This window comes from Janthinobacterium sp. 61 (assembly GCF_002846335.1).
Taxonomy (GTDB): domain Bacteria; phylum Pseudomonadota; class Gammaproteobacteria; order Burkholderiales; family Burkholderiaceae_D; genus Janthinobacterium.
This window is the reverse complement of sequence record NZ_PJMQ01000001.1, coordinates 678,166-696,299: the sequence shown is the minus strand read 5'-3', so window position 1 is coordinate 696,299 and position 18,134 is coordinate 678,166. Positions and strand designations below refer to the sequence as shown.

The window sequence follows — 18,134 nt, the reverse complement described above, 5'->3', positions numbered from 1 at the left end:
GAACTATCACAGCCCCCATGGTAAACCAGAACGGGCAAGCGGGGGGCGGCCCCTCCGCTCGCGTCATCAATCCTTCTTCGGACGGCCCGTTTTCAGCTGCGGCAGGCCGGCCAGCACGTTTTGCAGGGTCGCCAGGTCGATCTGGCTGATCAGCGCCACGCCGATGCGCAGCAATTCGCTTTTCTTGATCTCGAAACCGGCCTTCAGGCAAGCTTTTTTGACCTGGCCCAAAACTTCATATTCCGCTTCCGGCATGGTGAAGCTGTCGCGCACCAGTTTCGGCTTGCGGGCTTTTTCCTTGACGGCGGCGACCTTGGCGAGCGGCGCTTTTTTCGCTGGTGCAGCCTTGGCGGCAGCTTTGGCCACCGGTTTGACGGCAGTTTTCGCTGCCGGCTTGACCGCAGCCTTGGCGGCGGGTTTCGCAGCAACCTTGGCCGCAACCTTGGCGGCCGGCTTGGCAGCGGCTTTGGCGACTGGCTTGGCCACAACTGGTTTGGCGACGACGGCCTTGGCCGCCGGCTTGGCGGCGGGCGCCTTGGCAACGGCAGGCTTGGCGGCAACAGGCTTCGCTGCGGCGGCCTTGGCGGCCACTGGCTTGACTGCGGCTTTTGCCACCGGCTTGGCAGCTGGCTTCACGACAGGCTTGGCGGCCGGTGCGCTCTTTGCCGCTGCCGCATTGATCGAGGCGCTGGTGGGGAACATCGATACGGGCGCGCCCTCGGCTTTTTTCACTGGGGTGGATTTGGTCATGGATTTTCCAATTTAACAAATAATATAAACAATATATACTGTTTTTTAAAATCTTGCATGCTACACATCAAGTCATGCACACGGCATGACCTCCTAGGCGCTGGCGCGGATGGTGAAATCGACCCCGACCTCATCCCAGAATTCCTGCTCCTTCTCGATCCAGAACGACACGGTGGGATGGTGCGCCACCCAGCCGCGCTTGATGTCGAGCTCGATGCGGCTCTTCATGCGCAGGCGCAGTTCGCTGAAATCGGCTTCGATGCGCGCATGCATGAGCAGAATCGACAGGCGCAGCGCCAGCACGGCCTTGGCGAAATCAGGATCGGACAGCACTTCGCCGATCTTGCGCAAGTTGCCCTTCTGCGCCAGGATCAAGCGGCTCATGGTCTTCTGTTCGCGCGTGGTAAAACCGGGCAAGTCTGCATTTTCCACGATATAGGATGCGTGCTTGTGGTAACCCGTCTGCGACACGGCCAGGCCCACTTCGTGCAGCAGGCTGCTCCAGCGCAGGCATTTCACCATGGCGTCGGACGTGGGCTTGAGCTGCGCGTACATGGCCAGTGCCTGCTCGGCCACCCGGCCGGCGCGCTGCTGGTCGATATGAAATTTCTCCATGCAGCCCTGCACCGACTGTTCGCGGCGGTCGCGCTTGGTCGAACGCAGGTACAAATCCCACATCACGCCCATGCGCAGGCCCGCCTCGATTGGCGTCATGACGGGAATGGCCAGTTCGCGGAACAGGCCGATCAAAATGGCCAGGCCGCCGACGATGGTGCTGGCGCGGTCGGGGCGCAAGCCGGGCATGTCGATGCGGCTGGTGTGGCCCAGTTCGATGAAACGGCGCGCCAGCGCATCGAGGCTGGTGCCGGACAGCAAGCCATCACCGAGCTTGTTGCGGGCGATGATGTCGGCGATCGTGCGAATGGTGCCGGAAGAGCCGTAGGCCGTCTTCCAGTGCTGCGGGCGGTACGGCGGCGCGGCATCCTCGAAATGGCTGCGCGCCGACAGGATGGCCGCCTCGAACGACGGTGCGTCGATGCGCCCGCCGATGAAGAACGACAGGCTTTGCTTGACGGTGCCCAGGCTGAAGGACTCTACCCGTTCGATATCGTTGCCACGCCCCAGTATCAGTTCGGTCGAACCGCCGCCGATATCCATCACCAGCCGGCGTTCGCCAGGAATGGCCAGCGCATTGGCCACGCCCATGTAGATCAAGCGCCCCTCTTCTTCGCCCGAGATGATCTCGATCGGGTAGCCTATGGCTTGCTCGGCGAGCGGCAGGAAGACGGCGCCATTGCGCGCCACGCGCATGGCCGACGTGGCCACGACGCGCACGGCATCGAGTTCGAAGCCTGCGAGGATGGCGCGAAAGCGCTGCAGGCAGGCCAGCGCCCCCTGCATGGCCGCCTCGGTCAGGTCGCCATTGGCGTCCAGGCCGGCGGCCAGGCGTATCGGGTCGCGCACGCTCTTGACTACGCGTATGGTGTCTCCATCATGCTTGCCGACGTGTAAACGAAAACTGTTGGACCCTAGGTCCACCGCTGCATACATACTGGCCTCTTGTCTTGTCATTGCTGTGCCAACCGGAAAAGTTGGCAAACTCAGTTGCTAAACTATATAAATCATTTAAACGATTTAAAAATCCTACCACACTACCCCCATCGTATGACAGCGGCGTGACAGGATTGTGACAAGAAGTCGCGCGGCGACGACGTTTAAGGCACGATGGTGGTAAACAAATAGACAGCAAAAATCACCAGGTGCACCGTGCCCTGCATGACCGTGGTGCGGCCCGTGCCCAGCGACAGTGTGGCGACCATCAGCGACAGCAGCAACAGCACTGTCGACTTGATATCGAGTCCCAGGGTGATCGTCAGGCCAGTCGCCAGCGATACCACCACCACGGCGGGAATCGTCAGGCCGATGCTGGCCAGGGCGGAGCCGAGCGCCAGGTTCAAGCTCGTTTGCAAACGGTTGGCGCGCGCCGCGCGCACGGCGGCCAGGCCTTCGGGGAGCAGCACGATGGCGGCGATGACGATGCCGACCAGGGTTTTCGGCGCCCCCATGGCGGCAATCGCCGTTTCCAGCGCGGGCGCCAGCGACTTGGCCAGCAACACCACGGCGCCCAGGCACACCAGCAGCGCACCGGCGCTGACCCAGGCGACGGTGGGCGTGGGCGGCGCAGCATGCACCTCTTCGTCGCCGACGGCTTCCTTGGGCAGGAAGTAGTCCCGGTGGCGCACCGTCTGCACCAGCACGAAAGTGCCGTACAGGACCAGCGAGATGACGGCAATGAAAATGAGCTGGCTGGAGTTGTAATATGGTCCGGCGGCGCTGGAGGTGTAATTCGGCAGCACCAGTGTCAGGATCGCGATGGCCGCCAGGGTCGCCAGCGACGCGCTCACGCCGAGCAGGCCGAAGGTCTGTTCCCTGTGGCGCCCGGCGCCCAGCAACAAACAGATGCCGACGATGCCGTTTAAAATGATCATGATGGCGGCAAACACGGTGTCGCGCGCCAGTCCCGTCGTTTCCGGCCCGCCGGCCAGCATCAGCGAAACGATCAGCGCCACCTCGATCAGGGTCACGGCCAGCGCCAGCACCAGGGTGCCATACGGTTCGCCGATGCGGTGCGCCACCACTTCCGCATGGTACACGGCGGCCAGCACGCTGCCGATCAAGCCAGCCACCAGCAGGATCTGGTAAGCGCCGCCGACATTGAACGTGGAACCGAACAGGAACAGCCAGCCGGCAAGGGGGGCGGCAAGCGGCCATACAGGCAGGGATTTAAGCATTTTCATTATGGGCCTGGCAAGAGTAAAAAAGGGGAACTGCGGTGCGGACGACAAGAGGGGCCTAGCGTGCACCCCACAGCATAACTTGCTTAGCTTAAATGAAAGTTAGGGAATACACACGTCCGCATGCCGGCGCCCCGCGCCTCGCTCACCTTGCTGCAGTGCACCTGCTTGCTACCCATAACTATAGTCCCTTTGGTAACATGCCGTTGCAATTCCTTGTCTTTTTGCTTGCAGATTCCGTCATACTGCAGGGCAGACCCTCCCGCTACCGACCAAGGACAGACCATGAATCGATCAAGCAGCGCAGCCATGCGCACCGTATTATTCGTCTTCGCCAGCGTCCTGTGTGCCGCCGCACAGGCAGGCACGCAGGCGCCGCGCGAGGACGCGAGCAAACCACAGGCCCGCGAAGTGCAGGTTGATGCAAACTGGGCCACCCCACCTGCGCCTGCCGCCCGCGCCGCCGGTGGCGCCACGCGAAGAAAAGATCCTGCCCAGGAGTGAATGGTTCAGCGCGGAGCCCATGAAGGCGCCCGACAGGCGCTGCGATCCCGGCCTCGACGCCTTGTTCCTTAGCAAGGAATGCGGCAAAGAGCCCAGCTGGCTGGGGTCACCCAAGAAATAGGGGCGCTACACGTCCAGCGTGCACGCGCCCTGCGCTTCAACCACCCTGTTGCGGCCCGCCTGTTTGGCAGCCTGCAGCGCCTCGTCGGCCCGCTTGAACAGGCTGACGGTGCTGTCCTCGGCACGGATGGTGGTCACGCCCAGGCTGGCCGTCAGTTGCAGCACGGCGCGCTCCGTCTTGACGGGCAGCACTTCGACGGCGGCGCGGATGCGCTCGGCCACCATCAGCGCATCGGCCAGGGTCGTGCGCGGCAGCTGGATGGCGAATTCGGCGCCGCCCAGGCGGCCCATCAGGTCGCTGTCGCGCAGTTGCTGGCGGCAAGTATCGACGATGGTTTTCAGCACTGCGTCACCCACCGGATGGCCGTAGCTGTCGTTGACGCGCTTGAAATGGTCGATATTGAGCACCACCAGCGCCGTCGGCAGGCCGGGCCGGCGCGCCAGCGCCATCCACGGCGCCAGCGCCTGGTAAAAGCCGCGCCGGTTCGGCACGCCCGTGGCCGCGTCGAGCACTTCCAGGCGCGCCAGTTCGCCGCCCAGTTTTTCACGCGACAGCAGCAGATAGCCGAAGGCGTTCGTCAGCATCATCAGGTACAGGGCGCCAAAACCGGCCAGCTGCAGCGGCTCGGTGTCAACATACGGCATGGCGGCAGCGAGCACGCCGCGCGCGGCGATCAGCAGCGACAGCATACCCATGCTGACGACGAGAAAACGGCGCAGCATGCTCGCCTCCCGCCATTTGATGCACAACGCGGCCACGCCGGCAATGAAAAAACCGGCCACGATCAGCGAACCGCCGGCACTGCGCAGCAGCGGCGCCACGTCAAACAGGTAGCAGGCGGCAAACAGCGCCACCGACAGGCCCAGCGCTGGCAGCATGGTGCGGCGCCAGCCGCTGCGGCCGGCCGCCTGCCACAGCGCGCCCGCGTCCAGCGCCATGCCGGCAAACAGCAGGCTGTTGCCAAGCAGGATGGATAGCACATCGGGCAAGACGCCACGGAAATACAGCAAACACCAGGCCACGGCCTGGCATTGCTTGGCCACCGCCCAGGTGGACATGCTGAGCGACTTCTTGCGCTCGTACTCGAAGAAGAACAGGGCCGCGCACAGGCTCAGGTTGCCGAGCGCCAGGGCCAGTACCAGGGTCTTGATATCCATGGGCTACGCTATCGATGCGCAGGCGCGGTGCGCCAGGTCAGATTTCGTGTTCGACATTCGTGCTGCCGTCGCCCACCTTGCTGGCCCACGCCTGCACGAAATACTGCTTTTCCACTTCGTTGGGCGCCTCATGCCAGAACACGATGAGGGTACCCTTGTGATCGTGGATCTGGGCCACTTTTTCAATGAATCCGACATTGGCGGCCACGTCGGCCAGCGCCGCTGCGTAACCATATACGCGCGTCAGCCGCTCGATGCGGTCAGGCTCGGTAAAACTATTCGTCGCGGTAATGATGGGGTGATCCAAAAACATGCTTGTCTCCATGGTGCCCGACTGCGCGGCCGTGGCGCCGCGTGCCGTAGACTGCCTTGCGCTGCGCCACACCGCACGTCGGACGGCAAGTGGCGAGCCCGCCTCTGCCATATACGGACGCTCGGTGCGGATTAATCGGGTATGCTCACGGGAGCTTATCAGATTTCTCTGAATGCAACAAAGCATCTCCCCCAGTCCACTCAGCGAAGTCGTCCTATGTCGGATAGCAAATTACCTGCCGTACGCGCGCCCCAGGTGCATACCTGCGGCGACCGGCGCCGCCTGGAATTCCAGCCAGGCATGATCCAGAGCGAAATGCTGCTGTCTCGCCCTGACCACCTGCTGCTGCGCTATGCGCGCGCCATGATGTGCTTCACCTTGTTCGTGCCGCGTCCCCGGCACATCCTGATGGTGGGACTGGGCGGCGGTTCGCTGCTGAAATTCTGCCACCGCCACCTGCCCGAAGCGCGCATCACCGTGCTGGAATTGCGCGCCGACGTGATCGCCCTGCGCGAGCAGTTCATGCTGCCGCCCGACGACGCGCGCCTGCATATCATCGAAACGGACGCCGTCAGCTATATCCGCCAGCATCCGGGCTGCGCCGACGTACTGCTGCTCGATGGCTATGATGAAACGGGCCTGCCACCCGCACTGGGCAGCGCGCGCTTCTATGCGGACTGCCTGCGCGCCCTGCTACCCGGCGGCGTGCTGGTGGCAAACCTGTTCAGTTATGACGAACACTATCCCGCCATGCTCGCGCGCCTGATGCTCACCTTCCGCGGCGCCGTCTGCCACTTCGACGGCATCGCGGGCAATAACCGCATCGTCTTCGCCGCCAGGCCAGACAAACTAGGCGCGGGCCGTGCACTGCGCGTCGTGCGCCTGGTGCGCTGGCGGCGGGTGTGCGGCATGGCTTTCCTGAACCGCTGGCTGCCGGCATGGCAGTTGTGGCGTATGCGCCGGCAGTCAGGCGCGGGCAGAGACTGACTGCCGTCTTCCCCCGCCATGGACATGGATGTTGTTGCTTATTAGCAGTAATTTGGTGCAAAATCTGCATGATGAATGTGGTTTATGACAAACTACGGCCAGCGCGGGGCCGGCAGGCGCCGCCCAATTCAAGTGTCCATGAAGTGAGATAGGAAAAACCATGCTGCGTGGCCGCCTGCCATTGTCGATTTCTGCCGCGGCTGCGCTGACCTTTGCCAGCGGCGTCGGCATCACCGCCATGCTGTTCGCCGCCATCAGCCAGCTCGAATACGACAAGATGAGCCTGAGCTTGCAGCAGCGCGCCGGCGCGCGCGTGGCCGCCATCGAGCAGGGACTCGATGACGCGGTCGAGGTACTGACCACGACGAACCAGCTGTTTGCCGCCGTCGTGCCCGTCTCACGCGAGCAGTTCCACGCCTTCACCACGCCGCTGCTGCAGCGCCACCCTTTCATCCAGGCTTTCAACTTCCACCGCATCGTGCCGCATGCCCAGCGCGCGGCCTTCGAGGCCGAGCTGCGACGCATCACCCCCGATTACGCCATGACGGAAATGCGCGATGGCGTCATCGTGCCCGCCACGAAGCGCGCCAGCTACCTGGTGGTGGACTATCTCGAACCACTGCAGGGCAACCGTCCCGCCTTCGGCCTGAACGTGCGCCCTGACGGCTTGCTGGCCGGCGCGCTGGAGCAGGCCATCATCAGCGGCCAGACCACTGCCACTGGCCTGCTGGCCCTGGCGCAGGGACCGCAGCAGGGTTTCGTCATCCTGCGCCCCGTGTACCGCCACGGCGTGCCCTTGCAAACGGTGCAGCAGCGGCGCGCGGCGCTGATCGGCGATACCGCGGTCGTCGTCCGCGCCGGGGAACTGGTGCAGAAGATCCTCGCCGGCGCCGACCTGCTGGGCGACCCGCAGCTCGAACTCAGCGTTTACGCCGACGCCGGCGCCGATCCGCACCAGCTGATCTTCCGGCATGGCCAGGCGCCTGCCAACGAAGCGGGCGACGCCTGGAAGTCGCTGCCACGCTGGCTGCAATTTGCCTATCACAGCCATTATGACCGGGCCTTTTCCTCCGCCGGCCGGCCTTGGCATGTGCGCGTGGTGGCCCTTCCGCGCCCCTTCCTGGCCGACCACCTGGGCTCATTGCTCACCCTGATCACGGGTTTGCTGTTCAGCGTGCTGACGGCGGCCTTCGTGCAGACACTGACGCAGCGCTCGCGCCGCGTACAGCTGCTGGTGGAACAGCGCACGGCCGACCTCAAGCGCAGCAATGAACTGCTCAGCGCCGACGTGCGGGCGCGCCAGCGCACGGAGCGCGCCTTGCAGGAAAGCGAAAAGCGCTTCCGCCGCCTGCTGGCCCTGTCCTCGGACTGGTACTGGGAACAGGATGCCAACTTCTGCTTCACCCACATCACCAGCGGTTTCACGGACAAGTCGAACATGCCGCTGGAACGCTTCATCGGCATGACGCGCTGGGAAAACAACCCGGAGATGCGCAACTCGCGCTGGGGCAAGCAGCATATCGCCAATCTGGAAGCGCACCTGCCCTTTTCCAACCTCGAATATGCGATGAAAGACCGCGATGGCCAGTTGCGCTGGTTCAGCATCAATGGCGAACCGCTGTTCAACGAACTGGGCGAATTTCGCGGCTACCGGGGTACGGGGTCCGAAATCACGGAACGCAAGCTGGTCGAACAGCAAATCCAGCACATCGCCCACCACGACGTGCTGACGGGCTTGCCCAACCGCGCCCTGCTGCGCGACCGCCTGGCCCAGGCGATGGCCCTGTCGCGCCGCAAGAACCGCGCATTGTGGGTACTGTTGATCGACCTCGACCGTTTCAAGTTCGTCAATGACAGCCTCGGTCACAAGGCCGGCGACCTGCTGCTGAAAACCATCGCCACGCGCTTGCAGGCCAGCCTGCGCGAAAGCGATACGGTGGCGCGCCTGTCGGGCGATGAATTCGTCGCCATCCTGTGCGAACAGGCCGACGAAGTGCTCAGCGGCGCCATCGTGCAGCGCGTGATGGATGCCGTGGCGCAGCCGGTATTGTTAGATGGGAAGGAATTTTTCGTCACCTGCAGCATCGGCGTGGCCGTCTACGACATGTCGCGCTACGACGCCCCGGGCGACGTGACCTTGAATGGCGAGACGCAGAACCTGATCGAGCAAGCCGACATCGCCATGTACTGCGCCAAGAAACAGGGCCGCAACAACATCAAGTTCTACACGACGGCCATGAACCAGGCCACCCTGGAGCGCCTGCGCATCGAGACGGCGCTGCGCAACGCGCTGGAGCGCGAGCAGTTCGTGCTGTATTACCAGCCGCAAGTGGACCTGGCCAGCGGACGCATTGTCGGCGTGGAAGCGCTGCTGCGCTGGCAGCACCCGGACCTGGGCATGGTGGCGCCGCAGCGCTTCATCGCGCTGGCAGAGGATACGGGCCTGATCGTGCCGATCGGTGCCTGGGTCATGCGCCAGGCCTGCGCGCAGGTGAAAAGCTGGCACGCGGCGGGACTGGACAAGCTGCGTCTGGCCGTCAACCTGTCGGCACGCCAGTTCAACGAGCCGAACCTGGTCGCCTCGATCTCCGAAGTGCTGCTTGCAACGGGCCTGCCGCCCGCCTGCCTGGAACTGGAACTGACGGAAAGCCTGTTCATGCACGACGTGGCGCTGGCCGTCAGCCAGCTGCACGACATGAAGGCGCTGGGGGTGCAGCTGTCGATCGACGACTTCGGCACCGGCTATTCCAGCTTCGCCTACCTGCGCACCTTCCCCATCGACGTGCTGAAGATCGACCGCAGTTTCGTCGGTGACGTGGCGCGCGACGCGGACGATGCTGCCATCGTCGTCTCCATCATCGCCCTGGCGCACAATTTAAAGTTGCGCGTGGTAGCCGAAGGCGTGGAAACGGCTGCGCAGCTCGATTACCTGCGCCAGCACGGCTGCGACGAAGCGCAAGGCTATTACTTCAGCCACCCGCTGCCGGCGCACGAAGTCGAAGCTCTGCTGCGGGCGGAAGAAACGCACGTCATGCACTAGGGGGCGGCGGCACCCTGGCACCCAATTGCAGCTCTTGCCAATCGGGTTCGAGACCCGCTTGCGCCAAAAACAACTCCACATCTGATGCACGGGCCAGATCGATATCCTGTTGTGGATGCGCCCACAGCAAATCGCACTCTGTGCAAACGATCACCGCCTGCCCCGTTTTCTTGACCGTTGCGTGCAGCAGGTCGCCATACTCGCCGCAAGTCGGACATTGCATGCCTCGCTCCATCATGCCTACAGCTTGTGCTGCAAAAATTCGAGGAAGCAGCTGATGCGCTGCGCCAGCTGCGTGTTGCGGTAATACACGGCGTGGATCTGCTGGCGGTAGCCCGTATAGAACGGCTGCAGCACCTGCACCAGGCGGCCGGCAGCGATGTCGTCCTTCGTCATGAAGTCGGACAGGCAGACGATGCCCTGGTCATGCAGCGCCAGCTGGCGCAGGGTCTCTCCGCTGGAGGCCGCCAGCGCGGGCACGATCTGCAGGCTGTTGCCGTCGTCGTGGCGCAGCGGCCAGTGATTGCCCAGTTCATATTGCGCAAAACCCAGCAACGCATGGCCGGACAGCGCTTCCGGCGTTTCTGGCACGCCGTGGCGCGCCAGGTAGGCGGGCGTGGCCAGCACGTGCAGCGGGCTGGCACTGAGCGGGCGCGCATGCAGGGTCGAGTCGACCAGGGCGCCGATGCGGATGGCGATATCGGTACGGTGCTCGAGCAGGTCGGCGATCTGGTCGTTGCTGGTCAGCTCCAGGCGGATGTCCGGGTACATGGCGCGAAACTCGGCCACATGGGGCACCACGCAATGCAGCATGAAGGGCGAGGCGGCATCCACGGACAAGCGCCCGGCCGGCTTCTGGCGGCGGATGCGGATCGACTCCTCCACATCTTCCATCGAGGCGAGGATGGCGCGCGCCTTGTCCAGGAACAACTGCCCTTCTTCCGTCAGCTCCATGCGCCGCGTGGTGCGCGTCAGCAGCGAGGTGGCCAACTTGTCTTCCAGGCGCGACAGGGCGCGGCTGACCCCCGAGGTGGTTTGTCCCAGATGCACGGCGGCCGCGCTCAGGGTGCCGCTGTCGATGACGGTGACGAAGATTTTCAAGTCGTCCGAATTGATATCCATTGCTGCCTTATTATTGCCTGTGTTTCACATATGGCGCCATTATAAAGGAATCACAGCAACAGTGATGGCAACAGGCAACGTCAGGCAACGTAGAACAAAATGGCGATAAAGTGACAGCTACTGCCGGCCAGCACGAACAGGTGCCAGATGCCGTGCCCATGGCGCAGCTTGTGATCGGTGGCGTAGAAAACGATGCCGCCCGTGTAGCACAGCCCGCCTGCCACCAGCCACAGGAAGCCGTTCCATTCGAGCGCCGCCAGCAGCGGCTTGATGCCGATGACGACCAGCCAGCCCATGGCCACGTAAATTACCAGCGACAGGATGCGCGCGCCTTTCGCGTACATATATTCCTGCACGATGCCAAGCAGGGCCAGGCCCCACACGACGCCAAACAGCGACCAGCCCCACGGGCCGCGCAGGGTCACCAGCATGAAGGGCGTGTAGGTTCCCGCGATGAGCAGGTAGATGGCGCAGTGGTCGAGCCGCTGCAGCACGGCCTTGGCTTTGCCACGCACGCTGTGATACAGGGTTGAAGTGAGGTACAAGGTCAGCAGCATGGCAGCATACACGCTGCAGCTGACGATTTTCCAGGGGTCGCCCGTGCGGGCCGCCGCGACGATCAGGATGACGCCGCCGATGGCCGCCAGCGCGGCGCCCACCGTATGGGAAATGCTGTTGAACCGTTCACCGTGGTACATGGACTAATGCCGCTTTGCCAAGACGCAGCAAAATTCCGGGGTCAGACCCGCCGGGTCTGACCCCAGTTCTTGCTTTGGGGTTGCAATCAAGCCGCTTCCGCCTTCTTGCGCGCGGGACGGCGTGCCGGCGTCTTGCGCGGCGCCTTGGCCGGCTTGTCTTCCGCCACGACGGCCGCTTCCGCCGGCGCCGCTTCAACGACAGGCACCGCTTCCACCTCGACGTCGACCGCCTTCTTGGCCGGCTTTTTGGCTGCTGCGGTCTTGCGCGCCGGCGTGCGCGGCTTGGCCTTAGTCTTCGCTTCGGCGACGGCTTCCACGATCACTTCGGCTACAGGTTCAGGCACTGGCGCAGGCATGGCTTCCACCGACGCCACCTCGACCGCTTCGGCGCGCGCTTCACGGGCGCCATCGCTATTCTTGCGGCCACCACGGCCATTGCGGCGCGAACCGCGCTTGGCGTTGCCTTCTTCGGCCACCACCTCGGCCACCGCTTCGGCTACCTCGTGCTGCACTTCCGGCTGCGGCGTCGGCGCATACTGCTCGACGACGACTGCTTCGGCGTCGGCCACCGGCACGAAGGCCTGTGGCGCTTCGCCGCGGCGATGCTCGTTCTGCTTGCGGCCGCCACGGCCATTGCGGCGCGAATCGCGGCGATTGCCGCCTTCGCGATGATTGCCCTCTTCCGCCGTCACGTCGGTCTCGCCATTGCCGCTTGCCTCGCCGGCTGCATCCGCGTTCACGGCGGCCGGCACGGCCACCAGGCCGCTGCTGCGGTAGACATAGGCGCCCGATTTTTCATCGCGGCCAAATTCCAGCAAGCCGCGCGCCTGCGCTTCTTCCAGCAGGTTGCCGAAGGTGCGGAAACCGTAGTAGGACTCGCTGAAGTCCGGCTTGCGGCGCTTGATCGCTTCTTTCAGCATCGAGGCCCAGATCTTGCCGCTGTCGCCGCGCTCCGACACCAGCGCGTCGAAAGTTTCGACGGCCATCTCGATCGCTTCCGTCTTGCGCGACTCGTATTTTTCCTTGCGGCGCACTTCTTCGTCGGGCGAGCGCTTGGTGGCCGCAGCCGGGCTTTCGCGCGCGTCGCGCTTGGCGGCCGTGCGGCGGCTCTCGCGTACCAGGTCGTCGTAGAAAATGAATTCATCGCAGTTGGCCACCAGCAGGTCGGAGGTCGATTGCTTGACGCCCACGCCGATCACCTGCTTGGCGTTCTCGCGCAGCTTCGACACCAGCGGGGAAAAGTCGGAATCGCCGCTGATGATGACGAAGGTGTTCACGTGAGCCTTGGTATAGCACAGGTCCAGGGCATCGACCACCAGGCGGATGTCGGCCGAATTCTTGCCGGACTGGCGCACGTGGGGAATTTCGATCAGTTCGAAGTTCGCCTCATGCATGGTGCCCTTGAAACTTTTATAACGGTCCCAATCGCAATATGCCTTCTTGACAACGATGCTGCCCTTGAGCAGCAAGCGTTCAAGGATGGGCTTGATATCGAATTTTTCGTAATTTGCATCTCGCACGCCGAGCGCGACGTTCTCGAAGTCGCAAAACACGGCCATGCTGAGGTTTTCTGGGGATGACGCCATAAGGGTGAATTCTCGCTGGATGATAAGGGCGGACGGGAAGCGCTACGCCTCCCTTTTCGCCTAGTATATTCGCCCATCCCCCGTTTCGGCGACAACTATCGTGCGCGGTGCACCTATTGCGCATCGGCGGCGGTACTCGCGCAGGTGCTGGCGCCTGGCCAAGCAACGCTTTCATCGACCGAATACAGCTGGCACGGCATGCTGCTGCGCCGCTGGCCGACACAAGTTGAGCAGCACACCTCCGGAGCATGAAACGATACAGGCAGGAAGTGGCGGACTCGGCGGAAGACTACCGTGCCACTCCAGGCAGTGAAATGCCACAGGAGAATATGAAAAATCACCTCATGCACCTCCTTTTCCGGCAAGTACCGCCAGGAAAAATTGTTGCCTTGCACCACCACACTTTTCCCGCTGGCAGGAGTAAACTAGGTGCATTCTGAAGGAGCTGCCATGTCCATATCCGCCCTCACCACCGGCACCTCGGGGCTGACCGCCAACCAGCGCGCGCTGGATGTGGCCGCCAACAATATCGCCAATGCGAATACGCCGGGCTTCCAGCCACAGTCGGCCAACTTCCAGGAAGCCAGCCCGGCCGGCACGGGCGTCACCCTCTCCGTCGAAGGGCGCAAGCTGGCCGCCGGCGAAAGCGTCAGCGGCGCCAATGCGACTGCGGCCAAGACGGCTGAAAGCCGGCCGAACGGCGTGGGCCTCGCTTCTGAACTGACGGATAACCTGGTCTACAAGGCAGGTTTCAACCTGTCGGCCAATGTCGTCAAGGCAGCCGACCAGGCCCTGGGTAGCCTGATCGACGTCAAAACCTGAACCCTGTGACTATTTACATCATAGCCAGCGCCAGCGGCGCCATGGCAGGCTGAATCAGCGCCAGCAGCCGTTCGGCGGGAATGCCGTCGCGCGCCTGCACCGACAGGCCGTGCAGCAAGGCTGCATAGTAGTCGCCCAGCGCCTGCACATCCGCTTCCTTTTTTAATTCTCCCGCCAGCTGCGCCGCGCGCAAGCGCTCGATGACGGCTTGCGTGCGCGCGCGGCGGTGTTGCGCCAGCCAGTCGGCGATGCCGGCGTTTTCCGCACTCGTATTCGTGGCGGCCGTGACCACCATGCAGCCTTGCGGCTGGCCGCTGCGCGTGTACAGCAGCACGGCTTCTTCCAGCATGCGCGCCACCGCGTCGCGCACATTCAAGCTGGCGGCCAAGGCATGCACGGCAAACGCGCCCTCACCCGACTCGTATAGCTCCACGGCTTCGCGGAACAGCTGCTCTTTCGAACCAAACGCCGCATAGATGCGCGCCGAGGCGATGCCCAGCGCCGCCACCAGGTCGGCCATCGACACACCCTCGTAGCCGCGCGTCCAGAATGCGTCGCGCGCTTTTGCCAGCGCCAGCGCGCGGTCAAATTCCCTCGGTCTTCCTGCCATTTTCATCCTCTGCTTGCAAACTGGCGGCCAGTATAACGCCTGGCATGCAAGCCGCCTTCGTGATTTATTTTGCAGTTGCACCTTGACCGCGCAAAAAATTTCACCTATTCTTTGTCGATCGACAAACAATAGGAGCCGATATGAAAACCATCCAAGGACCCAGCCTGCACCTGGCACAATTCGCCGCCGATACGGCGCCCTTCAACACCCTGCCTGCCATCGCCGAGTGGGCGGCCGGCATGGGCTTCAAGGCCCTGCAGATTCCCGCCTGGGATGCGCGCCTGTTCGACGTGGCGCAAGCCGCCCACAGCCAGCAATACTGCGACGAACTGGTCGCCATGCTGGCCAGCCACGGCCTGGTCATCAGCGAACTGACAACGCACATCCTCGGCCAGCTGGTGGCCGTACATCCGGCCTACGACGCGCTGTGCGACAGCTTCGCGCCGGAACACCTGCGTGGCCAGCCGGCGGCACGCACGGCATGGGCCATCGAGCAGGTCAAGCTGGCGGCCATGGCCTCGAAGCGCCTGGGCCTGACGGAAATGGGCACATTTTCCGGCTCATTCGCCTGGCCATATCTGTTCCCGTTCCCGCAGCGCCCGCCCGGCCTGATCGAAACGGCCTTCGACGAACTGGCGCGCCGCTGGCTGCCTATCCTCGACGTGTGCGAGGAACAGGGCGTCAACCTGTGCTACGAAATCCACCCCAGCGAAGACCTGCATGATGGCATCAGCTTCGAGATGTTTTACGAGCGCGTGGGACGCCACCCGCGCTGCAAGATGCTGTTCGACCCCAGCCACTTCGTGCTGCAGCAGCTGAACTACCTGGAATTCATCGATATTTACAAAGACCACATCCGCATGTTCCATGTGAAGGATGCGGAGTTCAATCCGACGGGACGGCAAGGCATTTACGGCGGCTACCAGTCGTGGGAAAACCGCGCCGGGCGCTTCCGCTCGCTGGGCGATGGCCAGGTCGACTTCAAGGCGATCTTTTCGAAGATGGCGCAAAACGATTACGCGGGCTGGGCCACCCTGGAATGGGAATGCTGCCTGAAGGACCAGGAAGTGGGTGCGCGCGAGGGCGTGGCTTTCATCAATGCCCACATCATTCCCGTGACGGACAAGATCTTCGACGACTTCGCCGGCGCCCCCGTCAGCGCGCAACAAATCAACACCCTGCTCGGCATCGAGCACAACTAAACAAGGAAACCCCGTGAACGATTTTACCCACGAATTTACACATGATTACGTCCGCATCGACGGCCAGCGCCTGCATTGCGTGATTGCCGGCGAAGGCAAACCCGTGCTGCTGATTCCCGGCTGGCCGCAGACCTGGTATGCGTGGCGCCACGTGATGGCGGCCCTGGCGGCCAATGGCTACCAGGCCATCGCCATCGACCCGCCAGGCAGCGGCCACTCCAGCCGCCCGGCCGATGGCTACGATACGGGCACCGTGGCGGCCACCCTGCACCGCGCCATGCTGGCCCTGGGCCACGCGCACTACGATGTGGTCGGTCACGACATCGGCATGTGGGTGGGCTATGCGCTGGCCAGCGACTTCCCGCAGGCCGTGACGAAACTGGCGCTGACGGAAGCCGTGATTCCCGGCCTCGCGCCGGCGCCGCCCATCTTCGTGGCGCCGTCCGACAACATCTTCCTGTGGCATTTCATGTTCAACCAGGTGCTGGACTTGCCGGAAATGCTCACGGCGGGCAAGGAGCGCGAATACATCCGCTTCATTTTCGACCGCTGGTCGTACCGCCGCGACAAGGTGGCCGTCGACGTGTATGCGGATGCCTACGCCACGCCGGGCGCCCTGCGCGCGGGCTTCGCCTACTACCGGGCCATACCCGAAACCATCCGGCAAAACCTGGAACGGGCGAAAAAGAGCCTGGCCATGCCCGTACTGGCCATCGGCGCCGACCACGCGACGAATGACGCGCCCCTGCTGACCATGCAGGGCAAGGCCGACATTTTACAAGGCGCCATCGTCGCCGAATGCGGCCACTTCATCATGGAAGAACAGCCGGAAGCGTTCATCGCCCACCTGCTGCCCTTCCTGGCGGGAGCGCCGGCATGAGCCTGGACCCGCAAGTAGCGGCCTTCCTGGCACAGGTAAACGATGCGCCGCCGCCCGCCTCGCTGGCAGACCTGCGCGCCGCCACGGAAACGGGGCTGCGCCAGTTGCACGGGCCATTGGAAGACGTCGCCTCGATCAAGGATTACGTGCTGCCGGGCGAACATGCGCTGACCGTGCGCACCTACGTGCCGGCTGGCGCGGATACGGGCAAGCTTCTGCCCGCCATCGTCTTCGCGCATGGCGGCGGCTGGTGCCTGTGTTCGCTGGACCTGTACGACAATCCGTGCCGCGCGCTTGCCAACGCCACCGGCTGCGTGATTTTTTCCGTCGACTACCGGCTGGCGCCAGAGCACAAGTTCCCCGTGCCGCTGAACGACTTTTACGGGGCGCTGTGCTGGGTCGCCGAGCATGGCGCGGCGCTGGGCATCGACGTGAAGCGCCTGGCCGTGGGCGGCGACAGTGCGGGCGGCAACCTGGCCGCGGCAGCGGCACTGATGGCACGCGACCAGGCCGGTCCCGCGCTGGCGCACCAGCTGCTGCTGTACCCGGCGCTCGATTTCGCTTTCGACACGCCGTCCTACCAGCGCTATGCTGAGGGCCATTCGCTGACGCGCGAAGCGATGCGTTTTTGCTGGTCGGCGTACCTGAACGAGCCGGCCGATGGCGCGCATCCCTACGCGGCGCCCCTGCGGGCCGCCTCGCTGAAGGACTTGCCGCCGGCGACCGTGCTGGTGTGCGAATTTGATCCGCTGCATGACGAAGGTGCGGCGTATGCACGGCGCTTGCAAGACGATGGCGTCGAGGCGCAATGCGTGCAGCTCGACGGCATGATCCACGCGGCTATGCACATGCTGGGCTTGACGCCAGCGGCGCGGGGATTGTTTGAAGTGGCGGGCCAGGCGATGCGAACAGCGCTGGGAAGGTAAGCAGCGACGGTAAAAAATACGCCGCCGGGGAAGGCTCCACGGCGGCGTTTCTCATTACTCCACCAGCTTGCGCACCTCGATGCCGTTCAACCATTTCACATGGCGCGGCCCCGTGCGAATGTCTTTCGCCGAGATGAGGGCGATTTCACCATCGTTGTCGTCGAGCGCCTTGCCGTTTTTTTCGTAGTAGACGATCACGCCCTCGCCGGCCGGTGCGTTATACAGCTCGCCCCAGGAAAACACCACCGCATAGCCATCGGTCGCCGTGGCGATGATGGCGATCTTCTTGACGTCGTTATGGCCCGGCGCATCGAGCACCGCCTTGTCGAGGATGTCGCGCAGGCGCACACCCTGATAGCTGGTGATGGTCTCGGCCTTGTCGCCATTATGGCGTGTGACGGCGATTTCCCCGCCATTCGCGGGCGGCATCTGGCGCAGGTCAGCCACCTTCAGAATCAAAGGTGTTTCCACCATGCCCGTCACGGCAAGCGCGTGGCTCATGTTGTCGCGCGCGCCAGCGGGTGCCGACCACGCGGCCGGTGCCGACGCCAGCAACGACGCCGCTGTACAAGCAGCAAATATTTTCTTGAACATGCTGTGTCCTTTCATTGAACAGTCAAA

At 63.6% G+C, this 18,134-nt stretch carries 18 protein-coding genes; 7 read left to right on the top strand and 11 right to left on the bottom strand.

From position 1 onward, the window contains the following. Positions 1–66 precede the first annotated feature (66 nt). The 3 genes from CLU92_RS03250 to CLU92_RS03240 all read right to left on the bottom strand — a co-directional run bounded on the left by CLU92_RS03250 (position 67) and on the right by CLU92_RS03240 (position 3,548). Positions 67–750, bottom strand: coding sequence for a hypothetical protein (locus CLU92_RS03250; RefSeq protein ID WP_101480707.1), 684 nt, complete (start codon positions 748–750; stop codon positions 67–69). 93 nt (positions 751–843) lie between these two features. Beyond that, positions 844–2,301: a Ppx/GppA phosphatase family protein gene (locus tag CLU92_RS03245; RefSeq protein ID WP_101480706.1), complete on the bottom strand. Its 1,458-nt coding sequence runs from the start codon at positions 2,299–2,301 to the stop codon at positions 844–846. A 164-nt stretch (positions 2,302–2,465) separates the two neighbouring features. Continuing rightward, complete coding sequence (locus CLU92_RS03240; RefSeq protein WP_071077959.1) at positions 2,466–3,548, bottom strand: calcium:proton antiporter; 1,083 nt, start codon at positions 3,546–3,548, stop codon at positions 2,466–2,468. A 306-nt stretch (positions 3,549–3,854) separates the two neighbouring features. On the opposite strand from CLU92_RS03240, the gene CLU92_RS03230 reads away from it, so the two are divergent. Next, positions 3,855–4,049 carry a hypothetical protein gene (locus CLU92_RS03230; protein ID WP_101480704.1) on the top strand — a complete coding sequence of 65 codons (195 nt, stop codon included), beginning with the start codon at positions 3,855–3,857 and terminating at the stop codon, positions 4,047–4,049. Positions 4,050–4,175: 126 nt separating this feature from the next. Here the strand turns inward: CLU92_RS03230 and CLU92_RS03225 are convergent, their stop codons facing one another. After that, the gene (locus CLU92_RS03225) at positions 4,176–5,327 is read right to left on the bottom strand and encodes a diguanylate cyclase (RefSeq protein WP_101480703.1); all 1,152 of its coding nucleotides are present in this window, start codon (positions 5,325–5,327) and stop codon (positions 4,176–4,178) included. A gap of 37 nt (positions 5,328–5,364) precedes the next feature. Further along, entirely contained in the window at positions 5,365–5,640 is a 276-nt protein-coding gene (locus tag CLU92_RS03220) for a hypothetical protein (protein ID WP_101480702.1), read from the bottom strand. A 216-nt stretch (positions 5,641–5,856) separates the two neighbouring features. Between CLU92_RS03220 and CLU92_RS03215 the strand changes: the two genes are divergently transcribed. Both CLU92_RS03215 and CLU92_RS03210 read left to right on the top strand, forming a co-directional pair. Then, positions 5,857–6,627 carry a transferase spermidine synthase gene (locus CLU92_RS03215; protein WP_101480701.1) on the top strand — a complete coding sequence of 257 codons (771 nt, stop codon included), beginning with the start codon at positions 5,857–5,859 and terminating at the stop codon, positions 6,625–6,627. 160 nt (positions 6,628–6,787) lie between these two features. Beyond that, positions 6,788–9,667 carry an EAL domain-containing protein gene (locus CLU92_RS03210; RefSeq protein ID WP_101480700.1) on the top strand — a complete coding sequence of 960 codons (2,880 nt, stop codon included), beginning with the start codon at positions 6,788–6,790 and terminating at the stop codon, positions 9,665–9,667. Here CLU92_RS03210 and CLU92_RS03205 read toward each other — a convergent pair. The 4 genes from CLU92_RS03205 to CLU92_RS03190 form a co-directional block, all read right to left on the bottom strand. Continuing rightward, positions 9,657–9,890: a hypothetical protein gene (locus CLU92_RS03205; protein WP_143452520.1), complete on the bottom strand. Its 234-nt coding sequence runs from the start codon at positions 9,888–9,890 to the stop codon at positions 9,657–9,659. The two genes, CLU92_RS03210 and CLU92_RS03205, sit on opposite strands and share 11 nt — an antisense overlap. 17 nt (positions 9,891–9,907) lie before the next feature. Beyond that, entirely contained in the window at positions 9,908–10,789 is an 882-nt protein-coding gene (locus CLU92_RS03200) for a LysR family transcriptional regulator (protein ID WP_101480698.1), read from the bottom strand. A gap of 80 nt (positions 10,790–10,869) precedes the next feature. Next, positions 10,870–11,487 (bottom strand): hemolysin III family protein, encoded by a 618-nt coding sequence (locus CLU92_RS03195; RefSeq protein WP_101480697.1) that lies wholly within the window; start codon positions 11,485–11,487, stop codon positions 10,870–10,872. A gap of 86 nt (positions 11,488–11,573) precedes the next feature. Next, on the bottom strand, positions 11,574–13,073 hold the full coding sequence (locus CLU92_RS03190; RefSeq protein WP_101480696.1) for an NYN domain-containing protein: 1,500 nt from the start codon (positions 13,071–13,073) through the stop codon (positions 11,574–11,576). Between the two features lie 450 nt (positions 13,074–13,523). On the opposite strand from CLU92_RS03190, the gene CLU92_RS03185 reads away from it, so the two are divergent. Beyond that, on the top strand, positions 13,524–13,895 hold the full coding sequence (locus CLU92_RS03185) for a flagellar basal body protein (RefSeq protein ID WP_101480695.1): 372 nt from the start codon (positions 13,524–13,526) through the stop codon (positions 13,893–13,895). A gap of 13 nt (positions 13,896–13,908) precedes the next feature. Here CLU92_RS03185 and CLU92_RS03180 read toward each other — a convergent pair whose 3' ends face one another. Beyond that, positions 13,909–14,505 carry a TetR/AcrR family transcriptional regulator gene (locus CLU92_RS03180; protein WP_101484467.1) on the bottom strand — a complete coding sequence of 199 codons (597 nt, stop codon included), beginning with the start codon at positions 14,503–14,505 and terminating at the stop codon, positions 13,909–13,911. Positions 14,506–14,645: 140 nt separating this feature from the next. Here CLU92_RS03180 and CLU92_RS03175 point away from each other — a divergent pair, with 140 nt between their 5' ends. From CLU92_RS03175 to CLU92_RS03165, 3 genes are read left to right on the top strand one after another with little or no spacing between them, the layout of a single operon-like run. Then, positions 14,646–15,707, top strand: a complete 1,062-nt coding sequence (locus CLU92_RS03175) for a sugar phosphate isomerase/epimerase (protein ID WP_101480694.1) — start codon at positions 14,646–14,648, stop codon at positions 15,705–15,707. Positions 15,708–15,720: 13 nt separating this feature from the next. Continuing rightward, positions 15,721–16,587 (top strand): alpha/beta fold hydrolase, encoded by an 867-nt coding sequence (locus tag CLU92_RS03170; RefSeq protein WP_101480693.1) that lies wholly within the window; start codon positions 15,721–15,723, stop codon positions 16,585–16,587. Continuing rightward, positions 16,584–17,513, top strand: coding sequence for an alpha/beta hydrolase (locus CLU92_RS03165; RefSeq protein ID WP_101480692.1), 930 nt, complete (start codon positions 16,584–16,586; stop codon positions 17,511–17,513). Before CLU92_RS03170 ends, CLU92_RS03165 begins: the two co-directional genes overlap by 4 nt. Before the next feature lie 54 nt (positions 17,514–17,567). Here the strand turns inward: CLU92_RS03165 and CLU92_RS03160 are convergent, their stop codons facing one another. Further along, complete coding sequence (locus tag CLU92_RS03160; RefSeq protein ID WP_101480691.1) at positions 17,568–18,107, bottom strand: molybdopterin-dependent oxidoreductase; 540 nt, start codon at positions 18,105–18,107, stop codon at positions 17,568–17,570. Positions 18,108–18,134: the final 27 nt, after the last annotated feature.

Excerpts from the sequence above, each read along its gene's own strand:
- CLU92_RS03250 (WP_101480707.1), bottom strand. The coding sequence starts at position 750 with ATGACCAAATCCACCCCAGTGAAAAAAGCCGAGGGCGCGCCCGTATCG.
- CLU92_RS03245 (WP_101480706.1), bottom strand. The coding sequence starts at position 2,301 with ATGTATGCAGCGGTGGACCTAGGGTCCAACAGTTTTCGTTTACACGTC.
- CLU92_RS03240 (WP_071077959.1), bottom strand. The coding sequence starts at position 3,548 with ATGAAAATGCTTAAATCCCTGCCTGTATGGCCGCTTGCCGCCCCCCTT.
- CLU92_RS03230 (WP_101480704.1), top strand. The coding sequence starts at position 3,855 with ATGCGCACCGTATTATTCGTCTTCGCCAGCGTCCTGTGTGCCGCCGCA.
- CLU92_RS03225 (WP_101480703.1), bottom strand. The coding sequence starts at position 5,327 with ATGGATATCAAGACCCTGGTACTGGCCCTGGCGCTCGGCAACCTGAGC.
- CLU92_RS03220 (WP_101480702.1), bottom strand. The coding sequence starts at position 5,640 with ATGTTTTTGGATCACCCCATCATTACCGCGACGAATAGTTTTACCGAG.
- CLU92_RS03215 (WP_101480701.1), top strand. The coding sequence starts at position 5,857 with ATGTCGGATAGCAAATTACCTGCCGTACGCGCGCCCCAGGTGCATACC.
- CLU92_RS03210 (WP_101480700.1), top strand. The coding sequence starts at position 6,788 with ATGCTGCGTGGCCGCCTGCCATTGTCGATTTCTGCCGCGGCTGCGCTG.
- CLU92_RS03205 (WP_143452520.1), bottom strand. The coding sequence starts at position 9,890 with ATGCAATGTCCGACTTGCGGCGAGTATGGCGACCTGCTGCACGCAACG.
- CLU92_RS03200 (WP_101480698.1), bottom strand. The coding sequence starts at position 10,789 with ATGGATATCAATTCGGACGACTTGAAAATCTTCGTCACCGTCATCGAC.
- CLU92_RS03195 (WP_101480697.1), bottom strand. The coding sequence starts at position 11,487 with ATGTACCACGGTGAACGGTTCAACAGCATTTCCCATACGGTGGGCGCC.
- CLU92_RS03190 (WP_101480696.1), bottom strand. The coding sequence starts at position 13,073 with ATGGCGTCATCCCCAGAAAACCTCAGCATGGCCGTGTTTTGCGACTTC.
- CLU92_RS03185 (WP_101480695.1), top strand. The coding sequence starts at position 13,524 with ATGTCCATATCCGCCCTCACCACCGGCACCTCGGGGCTGACCGCCAAC.
- CLU92_RS03180 (WP_101484467.1), bottom strand. The coding sequence starts at position 14,505 with ATGGCAGGAAGACCGAGGGAATTTGACCGCGCGCTGGCGCTGGCAAAA.
- CLU92_RS03175 (WP_101480694.1), top strand. The coding sequence starts at position 14,646 with ATGAAAACCATCCAAGGACCCAGCCTGCACCTGGCACAATTCGCCGCC.
- CLU92_RS03165 (WP_101480692.1), top strand. The coding sequence starts at position 16,584 with ATGAGCCTGGACCCGCAAGTAGCGGCCTTCCTGGCACAGGTAAACGAT.
- CLU92_RS03160 (WP_101480691.1), bottom strand. The coding sequence starts at position 18,107 with ATGTTCAAGAAAATATTTGCTGCTTGTACAGCGGCGTCGTTGCTGGCG.